Genomic DNA, 14,830 nt, shown 5'->3' with positions numbered 1-14,830 from the left:
GGAGCGGGAGGCCCGCCCCGGCGACGCATCGTCGGGTTCGTCACTTCGCCCGCGTCTCCAGCCAGGCCTTCATCATCGCGATCTCCGCCTCCTGGGCCTTGATGATGTCCTCCGCGAGCTTGCGCACCTCCGGATCCCTGCCGTAGCGGAGCACCACCCTGGCCATGTCGATGGCACCCTGGTGATGCGGGATCATGCCGCGCAGGAAGTCGGTGTCGGCATCGCCGGTGAAGGCGATATCCATGTCCTTGTGCATGCGCAGATTGGCCGCCGCATAGGCCTTGCTGGAGGCGCTGTCGTCGCCTTTCGACTCCGCCGCCGCGCCGTGGTCCATGGCGCCGTGGTCCGTCGTGCCATGGTCCTGCGCGGCAAGCGGCGTGGAAATCGCCAGCGCGAGCGCCGCGCCGAGAAGAATGTGTCTGACCTGCATTCGTCCTGTCCTTGTCTTGAGCATGTCGTATCGCGCGCCTTCGCCGGATCGGGGGGCCGCGAAGAAATCACGGGCCTGCGCCGGCGGACGGGGTCGCACAGGGCGCGACCATCCCGCCTTGCCACATGGCAAGGAAAGCTCCTTCTCTTCAATTTTGCGAGAGCTGCTGCCGGCCGTCAGTTCAGGATGCGGGCGCGGCCGCCGTTGGTGTCGAGGCAGAGGCGGGAAAAGGCGAACAGGCCGCGGATCGAGCCGCCCTGCGACGTGTCGGATTCGCCGGTGCAGAAGACCGGGCGGAAGATGCCGGGGCTGACGCAGATGGTGGTTGCGAAGGTGAAGGCCGTGGACATGCCGCAGGCCTCCTCGAAGGCGGCCAGAATCTTTGCGCGGTCGGCCCGGTCGTAGACGTTGATCATCGTCATGATGCCGCAGGGCGCGCGCGCCAGGTCGTGCATGGCGAGCGCCTGCGGACCGAGCGCGATGAGGCCGGTCGAAAGATCGGCGGTCCAGTTCTCGCAGACGAAATGGTCCGCGATAGCCTCCGCGTCCACGCCCGCCATTTCGGCCACCGAGATCAAATGCGTCTGCGGCACGTTGGTCTTCGGTGTCATGATCCTCGATCCGGCCTTCTTTCCAGTGCGGGTGCCGTCGCCCGCAGGGTATCGATTTCAGGATGTGCGATTGCGGCCACACCAATGCGGCGGGCCTCGCTTGCATGCGGTCCGCGGTGGCAATATCATCGACCTTGCAACAGAAATACCTGATGTTTGGCAATTCCGGAACCGGGACTGCTGGTCGTTTACTCTACCTCCGATTGAGGAAGCATGAAAGCCTTTCGCATATGTGATGCGGCCCGGGTGGCGGATGCTCCAGACCTGCTCTGACCTCGTCGACCAGTTGAAGGCCTATCGCCTCAAGGTGGGCCTGACCCAGGGCGACATCGGCTGGAAGCTCGGATTCGCCTCGACCACCGTGTCGCGCTGGGAGCGCGGCGTCGCGACGCCGGATCTCCGGGCGATCGGCGCCATCGTCGATTTTCTGCGCCGGGCCAATGCGCAGACCGAGCAGTTCCTCATCCGCTCCATCCAGAATGCGCGCGACAGCCGCAACCTGTGGGAGGGGCGGGACGTGCGCTATCTGGCCGGCTCACCCCAAGAGTTCCGGGAGAGCCCGGAGATGCGGGCGGTGGTCGGCAGCAATATCCGCGGCTTTCTCTCCGGTCCCTACCGCGATTGCATCGAGGATCAGGCCATCGTCGCGAGTTTTTCGGCGGGCGAGATCGCCAGCATCGACGTCTATGGCGGCACGGCGCTGTCGATGACCTCGATCCCGGAGGGTTTCGTGCAGATGAAGCGGCTGTCCTTCTGCGCCGACATGCCGGGCGTCATTCGCGGCGATACCCATTCCATTCTCATTCCGGCGGCCGAGGCGGCGCGGTCCGAAGGCGTCGTCATCCATAGCTGGGACCTGCTGTCGCGCCCTGTCTGACCGCCTGTCGGGTCTGCCCCGTTTCCCCGTTGCCCTTGCCGCCCGTGCCCCGATCCGCTAGGGAAGCGCCACAGGAAATTGCAAGCATCCGGGCCGCGAAAATGAGCGAAAAACAGAAGAAACCGCAGAAGCTGAGGGCTCGCCTGCCGCGCGGCTTCGTCGATCGCTCCGCCGCCGACATCCGCGCTGTCGACGAGATGTGCGCCAAGATCAAGGCCGTCTACGAGCGCTACGGCTTCGACCCGGTCGAGACGCCGCTCTTCGAATATACCGACGCGCTCGGCAAGTTCCTGCCCGACAGCGACCGGCCGAACGAGGGCGTCTTCTCGCTGACCGACGACGACGACCAGTGGATGTCGCTCCGCTACGACCTGACCGCGCCGCTCGCCCGCCACGTGGCGGAGAATTTCAACGAGATCCAGCTTCCCTATCGCACCTACCGCGCCGGCTACGTCTTCCGCAACGAAAAGCCCGGCCCCGGCCGCTTCCGCCAGTTCATGCAGTTCGACGCCGACACGGTCGGCGCCAGCGGCGTCCAGGCGGACGCCGAGATGTGCATGATGATGGCCGACACGATGGAAGCGCTCGGCATCAAGCGCGGGGATTATGTCATCCGGGTGAACAACCGGAAGGTTCTGGATGGGGTGCTGGAAGCCATCGGGCTTGGCGGCGAGGAGAATGCCGGACGGCGTCTGACGGTGCTGCGGGCGATCGACAAGCTTGATAAATTTGGCCCGGAAGGGGTCAAACTATTGCTCGGAGAGGGGCGCAAGGATGAGTCCGGCGACTTTACCAACGGCGCGGGGCTCAACGAATCGCAGATCGAACCGCTGCTGAAATTCGTGCAGATAGGCAACATGTTGGCCAGCGACCGCGCATATAGGGAAGCGCGGATGTCTTTCAATCCGCGCGACAAAAAGCTATTGCAGGCGGCATTAAGCGAGTTAATGACGATAGTTGGTTCTTCGAACCGGGGCTGTGAGGGCATAACCGAACTTGAGGTGATTGCTGATCTTGTTTGGGCTGCCGGCTACGACAGCGACCGCATCAAAATCGACCCCTCCGTCGTCCGCGGCCTCGAATACTATACCGGCCCCGTCTTCGAGGCCGAACTGCAGTTCGAGGTCGTCAACGAAAAGGGCGAGAAGGTCGTGTTCGGCTCGGTCGGCGGTGGCGGGCGGTATGACGGGCTCGTCTCGCGCTTCATGGGCCAGCCGGTGCCGGCGACGGGCTTTTCCATCGGCGTCTCGCGCCTGATGACCGCCTTGAAGAATCTCGGCAAGCTCGGGCAGGACGAGGTCATCGCCCCCGTTCTCGTCACCGTCATGGACGGCGACACGGAGAGCATGGGCCGCTACCAGCGCTTCACGCAGGACCTGCGCAATGCCGGCATCCGCGCCGAGATGTACCAGGGCAACTGGAAGAAATTCGGCAACCAGCTGAAATATGCCGACCGCCGCGACTGCCCGCTCGCCATCATCCAGGGCGGCGACGAGCGGGCCGACGGCGTCGTGCAGATCAAGGACCTGATCGAGGGCAAACGTCTTGCCGGCGAGATCGAGGACAATGCCGCCTGGCGCGAGGCGCGCGTCGCGCAGGAGACCGTGCCCGAGGCCGATCTCGTCGCGAAGGTGCGCGAGATCCTCGCGGCGCAGGCGGAAGACCGCAGGCGGGCGGCCGGATCGTGACACTCGTCAACCTGCCCGCCTTCGCGCCCGACATGCTTGCGGACTTCGCGCGGCTCGGCACGGAGCGTGTCGACACGCCGGTGATCCAGCCGGCCGCGCCCTTCCTCGACATGGCGGGCGAGGACCTGCGCCGGCGCATCTTCCTGACGGAGAGCGAGACCGGCGAGAGCCTCTGCCTGCGCCCGGAATTCACCATTCCCGTCTGCCTGCGCCATATCGAGACCGCGACCGGCACGCCGAAGCGCTATGCCTATCTCGGCGAGGTCTTCCGCCAGCGCCGCGAGGGCGCCAACGAGTTCTACCAGGCCGGCATCGAGGATCTGGGCGACACCGACGTCGCCGCCGCCGATGCCCGCGCGGTGCATGACGCGGCGGTCATCATCGCCAACCGTCTGCCCGGCCGTACGCTGTCCGTCACGCTCGGCGACCAGTCGGTCTTCGAGGCGGTCGTTGCCGCCTGCGGCCTTCCCTCCGGCTGGCAGAAGCGCCTCATCCATGCCTTCGGCAACCAGGCGCAGCTGCAGCGCCTGCTGTCCGAACTGGCGAACCCGGCCGATGCCGGGGTCTTCGGCCCCGAGGTCGACCGCCTGGCGATCCTGGGCCTGCTCGACGACGAGGCGAGGCTTGCCGGCCATATCGACGGAACCATGCAGGCGACCGGCTATTCCACCAACACCAGCCGCTCGCCGCTGGAGATCGCCCGCCGCCTCAAGGAGAAGATGGAACTCGCGAGCACCCGTCTCGACCGCCGCACGCTCGACCTGCTCAGGGAATTCCTGGCGCTCGAGCTGCCGCTGGCGGATGCGCCCGCCGCGCTCTTCGCCTTTGCCGCCAAGTCCGGACTGTCGCTCGACGGCGCGCTCGCCCGCTTCGATGCGCGGGTGGTGGCGCTGGCCAATGCCGGCGTCGATCTCGCCGCCGTCACCTACCGCGCCGCTTTCGGCCGTCCGCTCGACTATTATACCGGCCTCGTCTTCGAGGTGACGGCCGGCGGCGGCGGTGCCGTGCTTGCCGGCGGCGGCCGCTTCGACCGGCTGATGACGCTGCTCGGCGCGGAAAGACACATCCCGGCCGTCGGTTTCGCGCTCTGGCTCGACCGGATCGAGCGGGCGATCGGGCAGGGAGCGGCCGCATGACCGTCACTATCGCACTGCCCTCCAAGGGCCGCATGAAGGACGACGCGTCCGAGATCTTCTTCCGGGCGGGTCTCAGGATCGCCGCCGTCGGCAACGAGCGCTCCTATCGCGGCCGCATCGAGGGGCGCGACGACATCGAGATCGCCTTCCTCTCGGCCTCCGAGATTTCGCGGGAACTCGGCAACGGCACGGTCGATTTCGGCGTGACCGGCGAGGATCTGGTGCGCGAGGGCATGCCGGAGGCGGATGCCCGCGTCGACTTCTCCGCCCGCCTCGGCTTCGGCCATGCGGATGTCGTCGTCGCGGTGCCGGAGATCTGGCTCGACGTCGACACCATGGCCGACCTCGGCGACGTCGCCGCCGATTTCCGTGCCCGCCACGGCCGTCGGCTGACCATCGCGACCAAATACTGGCGGCTGACGCAGCAGTTCTTCTCGGGCAACCACGGCATCCAGCTCTACCGCATCGTCGAAAGCCTCGGCGCGACGGAGGGCGCGCCGGCCTCCGGCTCGGCCGACATCATCGTCGACATCACCTCGACCGGCTCGACGCTGAGGGCGAACCACCTGAAAATATTGTCGGACGGCGTGATCCTGAAATCGCAAGCCTGCCTGGTGCGCGCCCGCAAGCCGGGGCATGAGGGGGACGCGGTGGTGGCGGAGATCGTCGAGAGGGTGCGCGGCGTTCTCTGACGGCGGGCCGCCGCCGTCTTGCGCGCAGCGCGCCTCAGGCCTGTTCCAGGAGCGCCGTCAGCTCGTCCGGCAGGTCGATCGGCACGTCATGGCCGCAGGCAAGCTCGTGCACCGTCCAGCCCGGATCGTTGCGCAGCGGCGCGGCGATCTGGCCGAAGGGGCCGTCCCAGCCGGTGGCGACGATGAAGGTCTTCCGCTTGATCTGCCGATAGGCGCCCGTCACGCGCGCCTTCTCGGTGAAGGTCCCGGTCGGCTGCGGCGTCGCCTTGGCATTGGACCGGGAAACGTCGGCCTCCGAGAGGTAGTCGCCGGGACCGCTCGGCGGTGCAGGCACCGTCGGCCCCTCGAAACTCGCCTCCGCGATGTCGGCGAAGGACTGGCCGTCCTCGGCGATGAAGCCCTCCAGATAGACGATGGCGGCGATGCGCTCCGCGATGCGTTCGGCGACCATGGTGCCGACGATGCCGCCATAGGAGTGGGCGACGAGCACGATGTCGTCGAGATCGTGCCAGAGCACTTCGTTGACCACGTCGTCGACATGGGTCGAGAGCGTGATCGGCAGATGCGCCAGATGCGACCGTTCCCCAAGACCCGACAGCGTCGGCACATGCACGTGATGACCCTTCGCCCTCAGCCGCGCCGCGACCCGGTCCCATCCCCACGCACCGGTCCAGGCGCCGTGAACCACAACGAATGTCGACATGATCCCCTCCATATGATTGCAAAACAAGATCGATTGCATTTTGCAAGTAATTTGAATATTGTCAAGCCATGAGCAACGACTCCTTCCGTTCGGGCTGCCCGATCAATCTCGGCCTCGAGGTCTTCGGCGACAAATGGTCCCTGCTGATCATTCGCGACATGATGTTCGCCGGCAAACGCCACTACCGCGAGTTCCTCGCCTCGGACGAGGGCATATCGAGCAATATCCTCGCCGACCGGCTCGCCCGTCTGGTCGACGCCGGCATCCTGACCCGGGCGGACGACCCGGCGCACAAGCTGAAGGCGATCTATTCGCTGACGGCGCGCGGCATCGACCTCTTGCCGATCCTCGCCCAGATCAGCCGCTGGAGCCGGTCGCACATGCCGGTCGATCCGGAACTCGCCCGCACCGGCGAGGCGCGCGACCGGGCGGGACCGGGTGCGGTGGAGGCGCAGATGGCGGCGCTCCGCCGGTTGCATCTGGGGGAGGGATAGGGATGCGAACGATGATCGTGGAGATTGTGGGGCAGATATGCGGCGCGCTATAGTGGCGCTATGAGCTTGATCCAGAACGAACGGACGAAACTGATGGCAAATGCCATCGACAGGGCATCGACGGCATGCCTGACCGTAGGACTTCTCACGCCCATTGCCGGCTACCTTTATAATCTCGGCGGTTTGCGGGACGGAATGAATGTCTGGATGCTCGCCGGCCTCGTTGGTTGGCTTTTGACGGCGTTGATACTACATTATCTCGCGAGACGGGTTCTGAAAGGACTCAGACAATGACAGGCATGTGGATCATAGCATTCGTCGTCGCACCTGTTCTGGTGATCGCCATGGCCTATCTCGGTTTGCGCTGGAACGAACATTCGCTTGCCAAATCCGAGACTGAAAACCGGCATTGACGGCAGGAACTTTTCACCTGGCCGCTGACGTCGCGTGACAGGCTCCCTATCTAGGAACTCCCACCCCAAAGGAGTTCTCATGGCAGACCTGTCGTCCTTCCCCATCACCGCCAAGTGGCCGGCCAAAAATCCGGACATCATCCAGCTCTATTCGCTGCCGACGCCGAACGGCGTGAAGGTGTCGATCGCGCTGGAGGAACTCGGGCTGCCCTACGAGGCGCATCGTGTCGATTTCGGCGGAAACGAGCAGAAGGCGCCGGAATTCCTCTCGCTCAATCCGAACGGCCGCATTCCCGCGATGATCGACCCTGACGGACCCGGCGGCAGGCCGATCGGCCTCTTCGAGTCCGGCGCCATCCTGGTCTATCTGGCGGAAAAGAGCGGGAAACTGATCCCGGCCGATCCGGCGGCGCGCTACGAGACGCTCGCCTGGGTGATGTTCCAGATGGGCGGCGTCGGGCCGATGTTCGGCCAGTTCGGCCATTTCCACAAATTCGCCGCCGACAAGGTCGCCAACAATGCCTATCCGACGGAGCGTTACCGCGACGAAGCAAAGCGCCTGCTGTCGGTGCTCGAAGGCCGGCTGACGGGCCGCCGGTGGATCATGGGCGACGAGCATACCATCGCCGACATCGCGACCTATCCCTGGATCCGCGGCGCCGACGTCTTCTACGGCGGCCGCGAGGCGCTCGACTATACGTCCTTCCCGGCGGTCATGGCCTGGCTGGAGCGCTGCCTCGCCCGCCCGGCGGCGATCAGGGGCCTCGACATTCCGGCCAAACCCTGACGCAAACGAAGAACAGGGCGGCGTGGCGGTGCGTTGACGCGCCGCCCGCCACCGCGCTACCTCTCGGACAAACAATGGAAAGAGGGTGGAGATCGTGGCGGGAAGAATTGTCGTAGCGGGCGGCGGCCAGGCCGCCTTCGCCTTCATCGCCAAGCTGCGGGCGCTGAAGGACGAACGGCCGGTCACCATCGTCAGTGCCGAGGCCTGCTATCCCTACCAGCGGCCGCCGCTTTCGAAGAAATACCTGCTCGGCGAGGCGGATCTCGAACGCCTCAAGTTCCGGCCGGACGGCTGGTACGGCGAAAACGGCATCGACGTCAGGCTCTCGACGCGCGTCGAATGGATCGACAGGGCCGGTAAGTCGGTGTCCCTCAGCGACGGCTCCGTCCTCGACTATGACGTGCTGGTGCTTGCGACGGGTGCGACGCCGCGCCGCCTGCCGGATGCGATCGGCGGCGGTCTCGACGGCGTCTTCACCGTGCGCGACTATCTCGACGCCGACCGGCTCGGCGCCGAGATGACGCAGGGCCGCAGGGCGCTCGTCGTCGGCGGCGGCTATATCGGGCTCGAGGCCGCGGCGGTCGCCCGCGGCAGGGGGCTGGTGGTGACGGTCATCGAAATGGCCGACCGCATCCTCCAGCGCGTCGCCTCGCCCGCCACCGCCACGATCCTCAAGGCGATCCACGCGGCGCGAGGCGTCGACATCCGCGAGAAGACGGGGCTTGATCGTCTCGTCGGCGAGAACGGCCGCGTTACCGGCGCCGAACTCTCGGACGGCTTCGTGCTGCCGACGGACCTCGTGATCGTCGGCATCGGCGTTGCGGCCAACGACCGGCTCGCCCGCGACGCGGGGCTCGACGTGGCGAATGGCATCGTCGTCGACGACCGGGCGCGCACGGCCGATCCCGCGATCTTCGCGGTCGGAGATTGTGCCGTCCTGCCTTTCGAGGGCCGCATGGTGCGGCTCGAATCGGTGCAGAACGCCGTCGACCAGGCGGAAGCCGCGGCGGCGGTCATCGCGGGCAGCGACGAACCCTACCGGCCGAAACCCTGGTTCTGGTCGGATCAGTACGATGTCAAGCTGCAGATCGCCGGTTTCTGCGCGGGCTTCGACGATACGCTCGTGCGCCCCGGCACCCGCGAAGGCAGCGTCTCGGTCTGGTATTTTCGCGAGGGCAGGCTGATCGCGGTCGATGCGGTCAACGACGCCAAGGCCTATGTGACGGGCAAGAAGCTCCTCGAGATGGGGCGCACCCCCGAGCGGGGTCTGCTGGAGGATGCCGCGACCGACCTCAAGACATTGCTCGCCTGAAGGATCGGCCGTTCGCTGGTCGCGGCAACGGGCGCCGGAGATTGAGGTGGGCCGGCCTGCCGACGTGGCGACGAATCGCGACGTCGCGCCGGAAAACATGTCGCAGGCCTGAGACGGTTCCCGCCCCGGACGGGCAGCGCCCGTCTACTGGCGGTTGACGACGCGGGCGCTGAGATCGGTCTGGAAACGCGGGAAGATGAAGACGCCGATGATCGTGCCCGCATATTTCTGCTCCAGGCCGGTCGATTCCCCGACGCAGAACACGGGCTGGCGCGGGCCGCCCGCAAGCTGGATCGACGTCGAGAAGCAGAAGGACGAGGAGGTCGTCGCGGCCTGCTCGAAGAGTTCGAGCACGCGGCTTCTGTCGAGCGGCTCGTAGCAGCGGATGAGATTGAGCAAACCACAGTTCTTCTGGGTGAGGCCGTGAAGACGCAGCGCCTTTTCGCCAAGGGTGAAAAGCCCGTTCGACAGGTCTCCCGTCCAACGCTCGGTAACGCAATACTGCAGCAGCAGTTCGTTGTCCGCATCGTTGAAGTCGAGCGAACCCGGTACGAAGGGCGACGTCAGAGCGTTCTTTGCGATCTTAAACACGTGCCACCTCGGGCATTTCGTCTACGTTGACAATCATGCTCTGCTCTCGATCCAGACGATGGGGCAAGCGATGAGCCCCCGCGAGAGTGGCGTCACGGCTCACAGCGGAACCCGGCATTTCAGATATTGAGCCTACCCGATGCCGCGACTGAGCGATTGGCGACCGGGAAGGAAGGTACGCGTGGCCACACTGGACGCAGTTCAACGTCTCAGGCGTTTCCCATCATGACTTCTGGAGGCGTCCCATCGGCGATCTCCGCGACCCGGCCTCATGCCCGCGTCCTGCGATCGTCTTTCTGCTGCCCCGCGTGAATCTCGTGTTCACTTGGAGCGCTTTTATAGTTCGTTTTCCGCAACCGGCAATGGTTTTCTGTCACATTTTTTCACGAAGCTGCGGATTGACTGGAATTTGTATTGCGGAGCCGCGGGCACTGCCCGGCAGCGCGGAGAACCCGCTCTGCCGTCAATTGCAACCCGGACGCCGGAGCGCGGTCCGAAACGCGGCCTGCACCGTCGACGGCCACAAAAAAGGGCGGCCCGAAGACCGCCCCTCAACTGAACTTATGTTCAGCGCGACAAGCTTTCGCCTATCACATCATGTCCATGCCGCCCATGCCGCCCATGCCGCCCGGCATTGCCGGAGCGTCCTTCTTCGGCAGTTCGGCGATCATGGCTTCCGTCGTGATCAGCAGCGAGGCAACCGAAGCGGCGTTCTGAAGGGCCGTGCGGACGACCTTGACCGGATCGACGATGCCGAGCTGGATCAGGTCGCCATATTCGCCGGTCTGGGCGTTGTAGCCGTAGTTGTCCTCGTTCTTGTCGAGGATCTTTCCGACGACGATCGACGCTTCGTCGCCTGCGTTTTCAGCGATCTGGCGAACCAGCGACTGAAGTGCCTTGCGGACGATGTTGACGCCGGCTTCCTGGTCGTCGTTCTCACCCTTGGAGGTGATCTTGACGGAGGAGCGCAGCAGAGCGACGCCGCCGCCCGGTACGATGCCTTCCTGAACGGCCGCGCGCGTCGCGTTGAGGGCGTCGTCGATGCGGTCCTTCTTTTCCTTCACTTCGACTTCCGTCGAACCGCCGACGCGGATGACGGCGACGCCGCCGGCGAGCTTGGCAAGGCGTTCCTGCAGCTTCTCGCGGTCGTAGTCGGAGGTGGTCTCTTCGATCTGCGCCTTGATCTGCGTGACGCGGCCTTCGATTTCAGCCTTCTGGCCGGCACCGTCGACGATCGTCGTGTTTTCCTTGGAGATCGACACCTTCTTCGCACGGCCGAGCATGTCGAGCGTGACGTTCTCGAGCTTGATGCCGAGGTCTTCGGAGATGACCGTGCCGCCCGTCAGGATGGCGATATCTTCGAGCATGGCCTTGCGGCGATCACCGAAGCCCGGAGCCTTGACGGCAGCAATCTTCAGGCCGCCGCGCAGCTTGTTGACGACGAGCGTTGCAAGGGCTTCGCCTTCGACGTCTTCCGCGATGATGACGAGCGGCTTGCCGGTCTGGACGACGGCTTCGAGAACCGGAAGCATCGCCTGCAGGTTCGAAAGCTTCTTCTCGTGCAGCAGGATGAAGGCGTCTTCGAGATCGGCGATCATCTTTTCCGGGTTGGTCACGAAGTAGGGCGACAGGTAGCCGCGGTCGAACTGCATGCCTTCGACGACTTCGAGTTCGGTCTCGGCGGTCTTGGCTTCTTCAACCGTGATGACGCCTTCGTTGCCGACCTTCTGCATCGCTTCCGCGATGTCGAGGCCAACCTGCTTGTCGCCGTTGGCGGAGATCGTGCCGACCTGGGCGACTTCTTCCGAGGTGGAGATCTTCTTGGCCTTGGCGGCAAGATCCTTGACGACTTCGGCAACGGCCATGTCGATGCCGCGCTTCAGGTCCATCGGGTTCATGCCGGCGGCAACGGCCTTGTTGCCTTCGCGAACGATCGCCTGGGCGAGAACCGTGGCCGTCGTGGTGCCGTCGCCGGCGATGTCGTTGGTCTTGGAAGCGACTTCGCGAACGAGCTGGGCGCCCATGTTCTCGAACTTGTCGTCGAGTTCGATTTCCTTGGCGACGGAAACGCCGTCCTTGGTGATGCGCGGAGCGCCGAACGACTTGTCGATGACGACGTTGCGACCCTTCGGGCCGAGCGTGACCTTCACGGCGTCAGCGAGGATGTCGACGCCACGCAGCATCTTTTCGCGGGCGCTGCGGCCGAATTTGACTTCTTTGGCTGCCATTTTCAAAACTCCTGGTTTCGAAACGCCGGTTGAACCGGCTTTGATATTGGGGAGGGTTCAGGAAAACCGGCTGATCAGCCGATGATGCCCATGATGTCGGCTTCCTTCATGATGAGAAGGTCTTCGCCGTCGAGCTTGACTTCGGTACCGGACCACTTGCCGAAGAGCACGCGGTCGCCGGCCTTGACGTCCAGGGGCACGATCTTGCCGCTGTCGTCCCGGGCGCCGGAGCCGACGGCGACGATTTCGCCTTCCTGCGGCTTTTCCTTGGCGGTGTCAGGAATGATGATGCCGCCCTTGGTCTTGGCTTCGGACTCGACGCGACGGACGACGACGCGATCGTGCAGGGGGCGGAAGTTGGTGCTTGCCATTGTCTAATCCCTCGATCAAATGACATTCCGGGTCTCGAATGGACCCGTTCGATTGGCGTTAGCACTCACCTATTGCGAGTGCTAGCGGGGATTGAGATAGGCACGGCGCGCGGAGGAGTCAAGAACGGCATCCGCAAATTTTGCTCTTTCGATCTGCGCTTGACTTGAATCTCCCGATTTTGTTTAACGGGCCATGGGGTTTGCGAATACCCCACGAGGCGCCATGCCGAATTTCGCGTCCTGACCTCATTCATCAAGGGACGTAGTATCATGGCCTCCTATAACGCAATCTCTCCCGAAAAGCTCGCTCGTCTCGTCGGCACGCCAAAGGCGCCGGTCCTTATCGATGTGCGCGACGACGTGGATTTCGCTGCCGCGCGCCTTCTTCTCCCGGCTTCCTCAAGACGAAGCCACACCACCGTGACGGACTGGGCGGACACGTATCGCGGCCGCTGGGTCGTCGTCGTCTGCCAGAAGGGGCGCAAGCTCAGTGAAGGCGTCACCGCCCTCCTTCGCCTCCACGGTGCGCAGGCGGAAATCCTCGAAGGCGGTTTCGAGGCATGGCGCCTGGCGGGACTGCCGCTGGTGCCGGTCGAGCGGCTGCCGGAGGAAAAAACGGCCGGAGGGACATTGTGGGTAACACGCTCCCGTCCGAAGATCGACCGCGTCGCGTGCCCGTGGCTGATCCGCCGCTTTGTCGATCCGGATGCGACGTTTCTCTATGTCTCGGCGCCTGAAGTGCCCGCTGTCGCCGAGCGGTTCTCTGCCGTGCCGTTCGACATCGAGGGCGTGTTCTGGAGCCATCGCGAGAGCCTCTGCACGTTCGATGTGATGGTCGAGGAATTCGGGCTCTCTTTCCCGGCGCTGTTGCAGCTCGCGCGCATCGTGCGCGGTGCGGACACCGACCGTCACGATATCGAGCCGCAGGCGGCCGGCCTGCTCGCCGTGTCGCTCGGCCTGTCGCGCATGTATGCCGACGATCTCGAACAGCTGGAGGCCGGCATGCTTGTCTACGACGCACTCTACCGTTGGGCGCGCGACGCGGCGGACGAGAAACACGACTGGGTGTCGCATGGCGGGCGCAAGTGAGGGTGTGATGGAGAAAAGCGTTGCGCAGAAAAGCGCCCCCGACCATCCGACCTTCGCAGAGGCCGTCCGCCTCTGGGCAAGGATAGGCATCCTGAGCTTCGGCGGCCCGGCCGGCCAGATCGCGCTGATGCACAAGGAACTGGTCGACGACCGGCGGTGGATTTCCGAGAGCCGGTTCCTGCATGCCCTGAACTACTGCATGCTTCTGCCCGGCCCCGAGGCGCAGCAGCTTGCCACCTATGTCGGCTGGCTCCTGCATGGCGTGAAGGGCGGCATCGTCGCCGGCACGCTCTTCGTTCTGCCGGGCTTCGTCGTCATCTGCGCGCTCTCTTCGGCCTATGCGCTGTTCCAGGATACGAGCTGGCTCGCGAGCCTGTTCTTCGGCCTCAAGGCCGCGGTGCTGGTCATCGTCGTCCAGGCCCTCGTCAGGGTCGCGGGCAGGGCCTTGAAGACACCCTTCGCCCGGCTGCTCGCGGCAGCCGCCTTCGTGGCGCTCTTCGCCTTCGCCCTGCCGTTCCCGCTGGTCGTCCTTGCGGCCGGCATTGCCGGCTACATCGCCGCGCGCGCGGCGCCCGGCCTGCTGCAGCCGGCGGCCGGCCACCGGAGCCATGTGCCGGACCGGCCGTCGGTCATCGGCGACGGTCACGACGAAACGCAGCCGGGATGGGCGAGGGCGGTCCGCATCATCGCCATCTGCGCTGCGCTCTGGCTGGCACCCTTCGCGCTGGTGCCCCTGCTTCCTGCCGGACCGGGCGCCTTCAACGCGATCGGCGTCTTCTTCTCCAAGATGGCGGTCGTCACCTTCGGCGGCGCCTATGCCGTGCTCGCCTATGTCGCCCAGCAGGCAGTCGACATCCACCAGTGGCTGAAGCCCGGCGAGATGCTCGACGGGCTGGCGCTTGCCGAGACGACGCCGGGACCGCTGGTGCTCGTTCTGACCTTCGTCGGCTTCCTTGCCGCCTTCCGCGACGGCGGCGGCCTGGATGCGCTGACGGCCGGCCTGCTCGGCGCGCTGCTCACCACCTGGGTCACCTTCGTGCCGTGCTTCCTCTGGATCTTTCTGGGCGCGCCGCATGTGGAACGGTTGCGAAGCAATGCGGCACTTTCCGGCGCGCTGGCCGCGATCTCGGCCGCGGTCGTCGGCGTCATCCTCAATCTCGCCGTCTGGTTCGCCCTGCACGTGCTGTTCCGCACGGTCGGACGGCTGGAGGCGGGGCCGATGTCGGTTCCGCTGCCGCAGCCTGCCTCGCTGGATTTCGCGGCGCTGGGGCTGACGCTGCTTGCCGCCGTCCTCCTTCTGCGGGTCGGGGCCGGGGTGCTGCCGACGCTCGCTGCCTGCGCGGCGGCGGGCTTCGCGCTCACCGCCGCTCTCTGAAGCGCCGGACTGCAAAAATCGCCGGGGAGGCTT

General features: G+C 65.3%; 17 protein-coding genes. 11 read left to right on the top strand and 6 right to left on the bottom strand.

Going from position 1 to position 14,830, the window contains the following annotated elements; all coding sequences use genetic code 11:
• Nucleotides 1-40 precede the first annotated feature (40 nt).
• Complete coding sequence (copM, locus tag LXM94_RS16030) at nucleotides 41-430, bottom strand: CopM family metallochaperone (protein WP_235772476.1); 390 nt, start codon at nucleotides 428-430, stop codon at nucleotides 41-43.
• Nucleotides 431-606: 176 nt separating this feature from the next.
• Nucleotides 607-1,041: a hypothetical protein gene (locus LXM94_RS16025; RefSeq protein ID WP_235772475.1), complete on the bottom strand. Its 435-nt coding sequence runs from the start codon at nucleotides 1,039-1,041 to the stop codon at nucleotides 607-609.
• A 253-nt stretch (nucleotides 1,042-1,294) separates the two neighbouring features.
• Between LXM94_RS16025 and LXM94_RS16020 the strand changes: the two genes are divergently transcribed.
• From LXM94_RS16020 to hisG, 4 genes are all read left to right on the top strand, one after another.
• Complete coding sequence (locus tag LXM94_RS16020; RefSeq protein WP_235772474.1) at nucleotides 1,295-1,918, top strand: helix-turn-helix domain-containing protein; 624 nt, start codon at nucleotides 1,295-1,297, stop codon at nucleotides 1,916-1,918.
• Nucleotides 1,919-2,019: 101 nt separating this feature from the next.
• The gene (hisS, locus tag LXM94_RS16015) at nucleotides 2,020-3,606 is read left to right on the top strand and encodes a histidine--tRNA ligase (RefSeq protein ID WP_235772473.1); all 1,587 of its coding nucleotides are present in this window, start codon (nucleotides 2,020-2,022) and stop codon (nucleotides 3,604-3,606) included.
• Nucleotides 3,603-4,742 carry an ATP phosphoribosyltransferase regulatory subunit gene (locus LXM94_RS16010; RefSeq protein WP_235772472.1) on the top strand — a complete coding sequence of 380 codons (1,140 nt, stop codon included), beginning with the start codon at nucleotides 3,603-3,605 and terminating at the stop codon, nucleotides 4,740-4,742. The genes hisS and LXM94_RS16010 overlap by 4 nt, the downstream gene beginning before the upstream one ends.
• Complete coding sequence (gene hisG, locus LXM94_RS16005; RefSeq protein ID WP_235772471.1) at nucleotides 4,739-5,434, top strand: ATP phosphoribosyltransferase; 696 nt, start codon at nucleotides 4,739-4,741, stop codon at nucleotides 5,432-5,434. Before LXM94_RS16010 ends, hisG begins: the two co-directional genes overlap by 4 nt.
• Nucleotides 5,435-5,468: 34 nt before the next feature.
• Here hisG and LXM94_RS16000 read toward each other — a convergent pair whose 3' ends face one another.
• Nucleotides 5,469-6,137: an alpha/beta fold hydrolase gene (locus LXM94_RS16000; RefSeq protein ID WP_235772470.1), complete on the bottom strand. Its 669-nt coding sequence runs from the start codon at nucleotides 6,135-6,137 to the stop codon at nucleotides 5,469-5,471.
• 68 nt (nucleotides 6,138-6,205) lie between these two features.
• Between LXM94_RS16000 and LXM94_RS15995 the strand changes: the two genes are divergently transcribed.
• From LXM94_RS15995 to LXM94_RS15980, 5 genes are all read left to right on the top strand, one after another.
• Nucleotides 6,206-6,631: a winged helix-turn-helix transcriptional regulator gene (locus LXM94_RS15995; protein WP_408015650.1), complete on the top strand. Its 426-nt coding sequence runs from the start codon at nucleotides 6,206-6,208 to the stop codon at nucleotides 6,629-6,631.
• A gap of 93 nt (nucleotides 6,632-6,724) precedes the next feature.
• Nucleotides 6,725-6,925, top strand: coding sequence for a hypothetical protein (locus LXM94_RS15990; RefSeq protein WP_235772469.1), 201 nt, complete (start codon nucleotides 6,725-6,727; stop codon nucleotides 6,923-6,925).
• Nucleotides 6,922-7,044, top strand: coding sequence for a hypothetical protein (locus LXM94_RS26075; RefSeq protein WP_268965145.1), 123 nt, complete (start codon nucleotides 6,922-6,924; stop codon nucleotides 7,042-7,044). Before LXM94_RS15990 ends, LXM94_RS26075 begins: the two co-directional genes overlap by 4 nt.
• Before the next feature lie 79 nt (nucleotides 7,045-7,123).
• Nucleotides 7,124-7,831 carry a glutathione binding-like protein gene (locus LXM94_RS15985; protein WP_235772468.1) on the top strand — a complete coding sequence of 236 codons (708 nt, stop codon included), beginning with the start codon at nucleotides 7,124-7,126 and terminating at the stop codon, nucleotides 7,829-7,831.
• 94 nt (nucleotides 7,832-7,925) lie between these two features.
• Nucleotides 7,926-9,143, top strand: a complete 1,218-nt coding sequence (locus tag LXM94_RS15980; RefSeq protein WP_235772467.1) for an NAD(P)/FAD-dependent oxidoreductase — start codon at nucleotides 7,926-7,928, stop codon at nucleotides 9,141-9,143.
• Nucleotides 9,144-9,287: 144 nt separating this feature from the next.
• On the opposite strand, the gene LXM94_RS15975 is transcribed toward LXM94_RS15980, so the two are convergent.
• The 3 genes from LXM94_RS15975 to groES form a co-directional block, all read right to left on the bottom strand.
• A complete protein-coding gene (locus tag LXM94_RS15975) occupies nucleotides 9,288-9,734 on the bottom strand; it encodes a hypothetical protein (RefSeq protein WP_235772466.1) in 447 nt (148 codons plus the stop codon).
• A gap of 590 nt (nucleotides 9,735-10,324) precedes the next feature.
• Complete coding sequence (gene groL / locus LXM94_RS15970) at nucleotides 10,325-11,962, bottom strand: chaperonin GroEL (RefSeq protein ID WP_235772465.1); 1,638 nt, start codon at nucleotides 11,960-11,962, stop codon at nucleotides 10,325-10,327.
• A gap of 74 nt (nucleotides 11,963-12,036) precedes the next feature.
• Nucleotides 12,037-12,333 (bottom strand): co-chaperone GroES, encoded by a 297-nt coding sequence (groES, locus tag LXM94_RS15965; protein ID WP_235772464.1) that lies wholly within the window; start codon nucleotides 12,331-12,333, stop codon nucleotides 12,037-12,039.
• A gap of 270 nt (nucleotides 12,334-12,603) precedes the next feature.
• On the opposite strand from groES, the gene LXM94_RS15960 reads away from it, so the two are divergent.
• Both LXM94_RS15960 and chrA read left to right on the top strand, forming a co-directional pair.
• On the top strand, nucleotides 12,604-13,422 hold the full coding sequence (locus tag LXM94_RS15960) for a chromate resistance protein ChrB domain-containing protein (protein ID WP_235772463.1): 819 nt from the start codon (nucleotides 12,604-12,606) through the stop codon (nucleotides 13,420-13,422).
• A 7-nt stretch (nucleotides 13,423-13,429) separates the two neighbouring features.
• On the top strand, nucleotides 13,430-14,797 hold the full coding sequence (gene chrA / locus LXM94_RS15955; protein ID WP_235772462.1) for a chromate efflux transporter: 1,368 nt from the start codon (nucleotides 13,430-13,432) through the stop codon (nucleotides 14,795-14,797).
• The last annotated feature ends 33 nt before the right edge of the window (nucleotides 14,798-14,830 follow it).

It is taken from the genome of Rhizobium alarense, assembly GCF_021555155.1.
Lineage (GTDB): Bacteria > Pseudomonadota > Alphaproteobacteria > Rhizobiales > Rhizobiaceae > Rhizobium_D > Rhizobium_D alarense.
Note: the sequence above shows the minus strand (reverse complement) of the source record. Positions and strands in the feature narration are given on the sequence as shown.

What these genes read in the sequence shown, in the direction of transcription:
- hisS (WP_235772473.1), top strand. Translation starts at nt 2,020, where the DNA reads ATGAGCGAAAAACAGAAGAAACCGCAGAAGCTGAGGGCTCGCCTGCCG.
- hisG (WP_235772471.1), top strand. Translation starts at nt 4,739, where the DNA reads ATGACCGTCACTATCGCACTGCCCTCCAAGGGCCGCATGAAGGACGAC.
- LXM94_RS16020 (WP_235772474.1), top strand. Translation starts at nt 1,295, where the DNA reads ATGCTCCAGACCTGCTCTGACCTCGTCGACCAGTTGAAGGCCTATCGC.
- groES (WP_235772464.1), bottom strand. Translation starts at nt 12,333, where the DNA reads ATGGCAAGCACCAACTTCCGCCCCCTGCACGATCGCGTCGTCGTCCGT.
- LXM94_RS15990 (WP_235772469.1), top strand. Translation starts at nt 6,725, where the DNA reads ATGGCAAATGCCATCGACAGGGCATCGACGGCATGCCTGACCGTAGGA.
- LXM94_RS15985 (WP_235772468.1), top strand. Translation starts at nt 7,124, where the DNA reads ATGGCAGACCTGTCGTCCTTCCCCATCACCGCCAAGTGGCCGGCCAAA.
- LXM94_RS16025 (WP_235772475.1), bottom strand. Translation starts at nt 1,041, where the DNA reads ATGACACCGAAGACCAACGTGCCGCAGACGCATTTGATCTCGGTGGCC.
- LXM94_RS15995 (WP_408015650.1), top strand. Translation starts at nt 6,206, where the DNA reads ATGAGCAACGACTCCTTCCGTTCGGGCTGCCCGATCAATCTCGGCCTC.
- LXM94_RS15960 (WP_235772463.1), top strand. Translation starts at nt 12,604, where the DNA reads ATGGCCTCCTATAACGCAATCTCTCCCGAAAAGCTCGCTCGTCTCGTC.
- LXM94_RS26075 (WP_268965145.1), top strand. Translation starts at nt 6,922, where the DNA reads ATGACAGGCATGTGGATCATAGCATTCGTCGTCGCACCTGTTCTGGTG.
- LXM94_RS16000 (WP_235772470.1), bottom strand. Translation starts at nt 6,137, where the DNA reads ATGTCGACATTCGTTGTGGTTCACGGCGCCTGGACCGGTGCGTGGGGA.
- chrA (WP_235772462.1), top strand. Translation starts at nt 13,430, where the DNA reads ATGGAGAAAAGCGTTGCGCAGAAAAGCGCCCCCGACCATCCGACCTTC.
- groL (WP_235772465.1), bottom strand. Translation starts at nt 11,962, where the DNA reads ATGGCAGCCAAAGAAGTCAAATTCGGCCGCAGCGCCCGCGAAAAGATG.
- copM (WP_235772476.1), bottom strand. Translation starts at nt 430, where the DNA reads ATGCAGGTCAGACACATTCTTCTCGGCGCGGCGCTCGCGCTGGCGATT.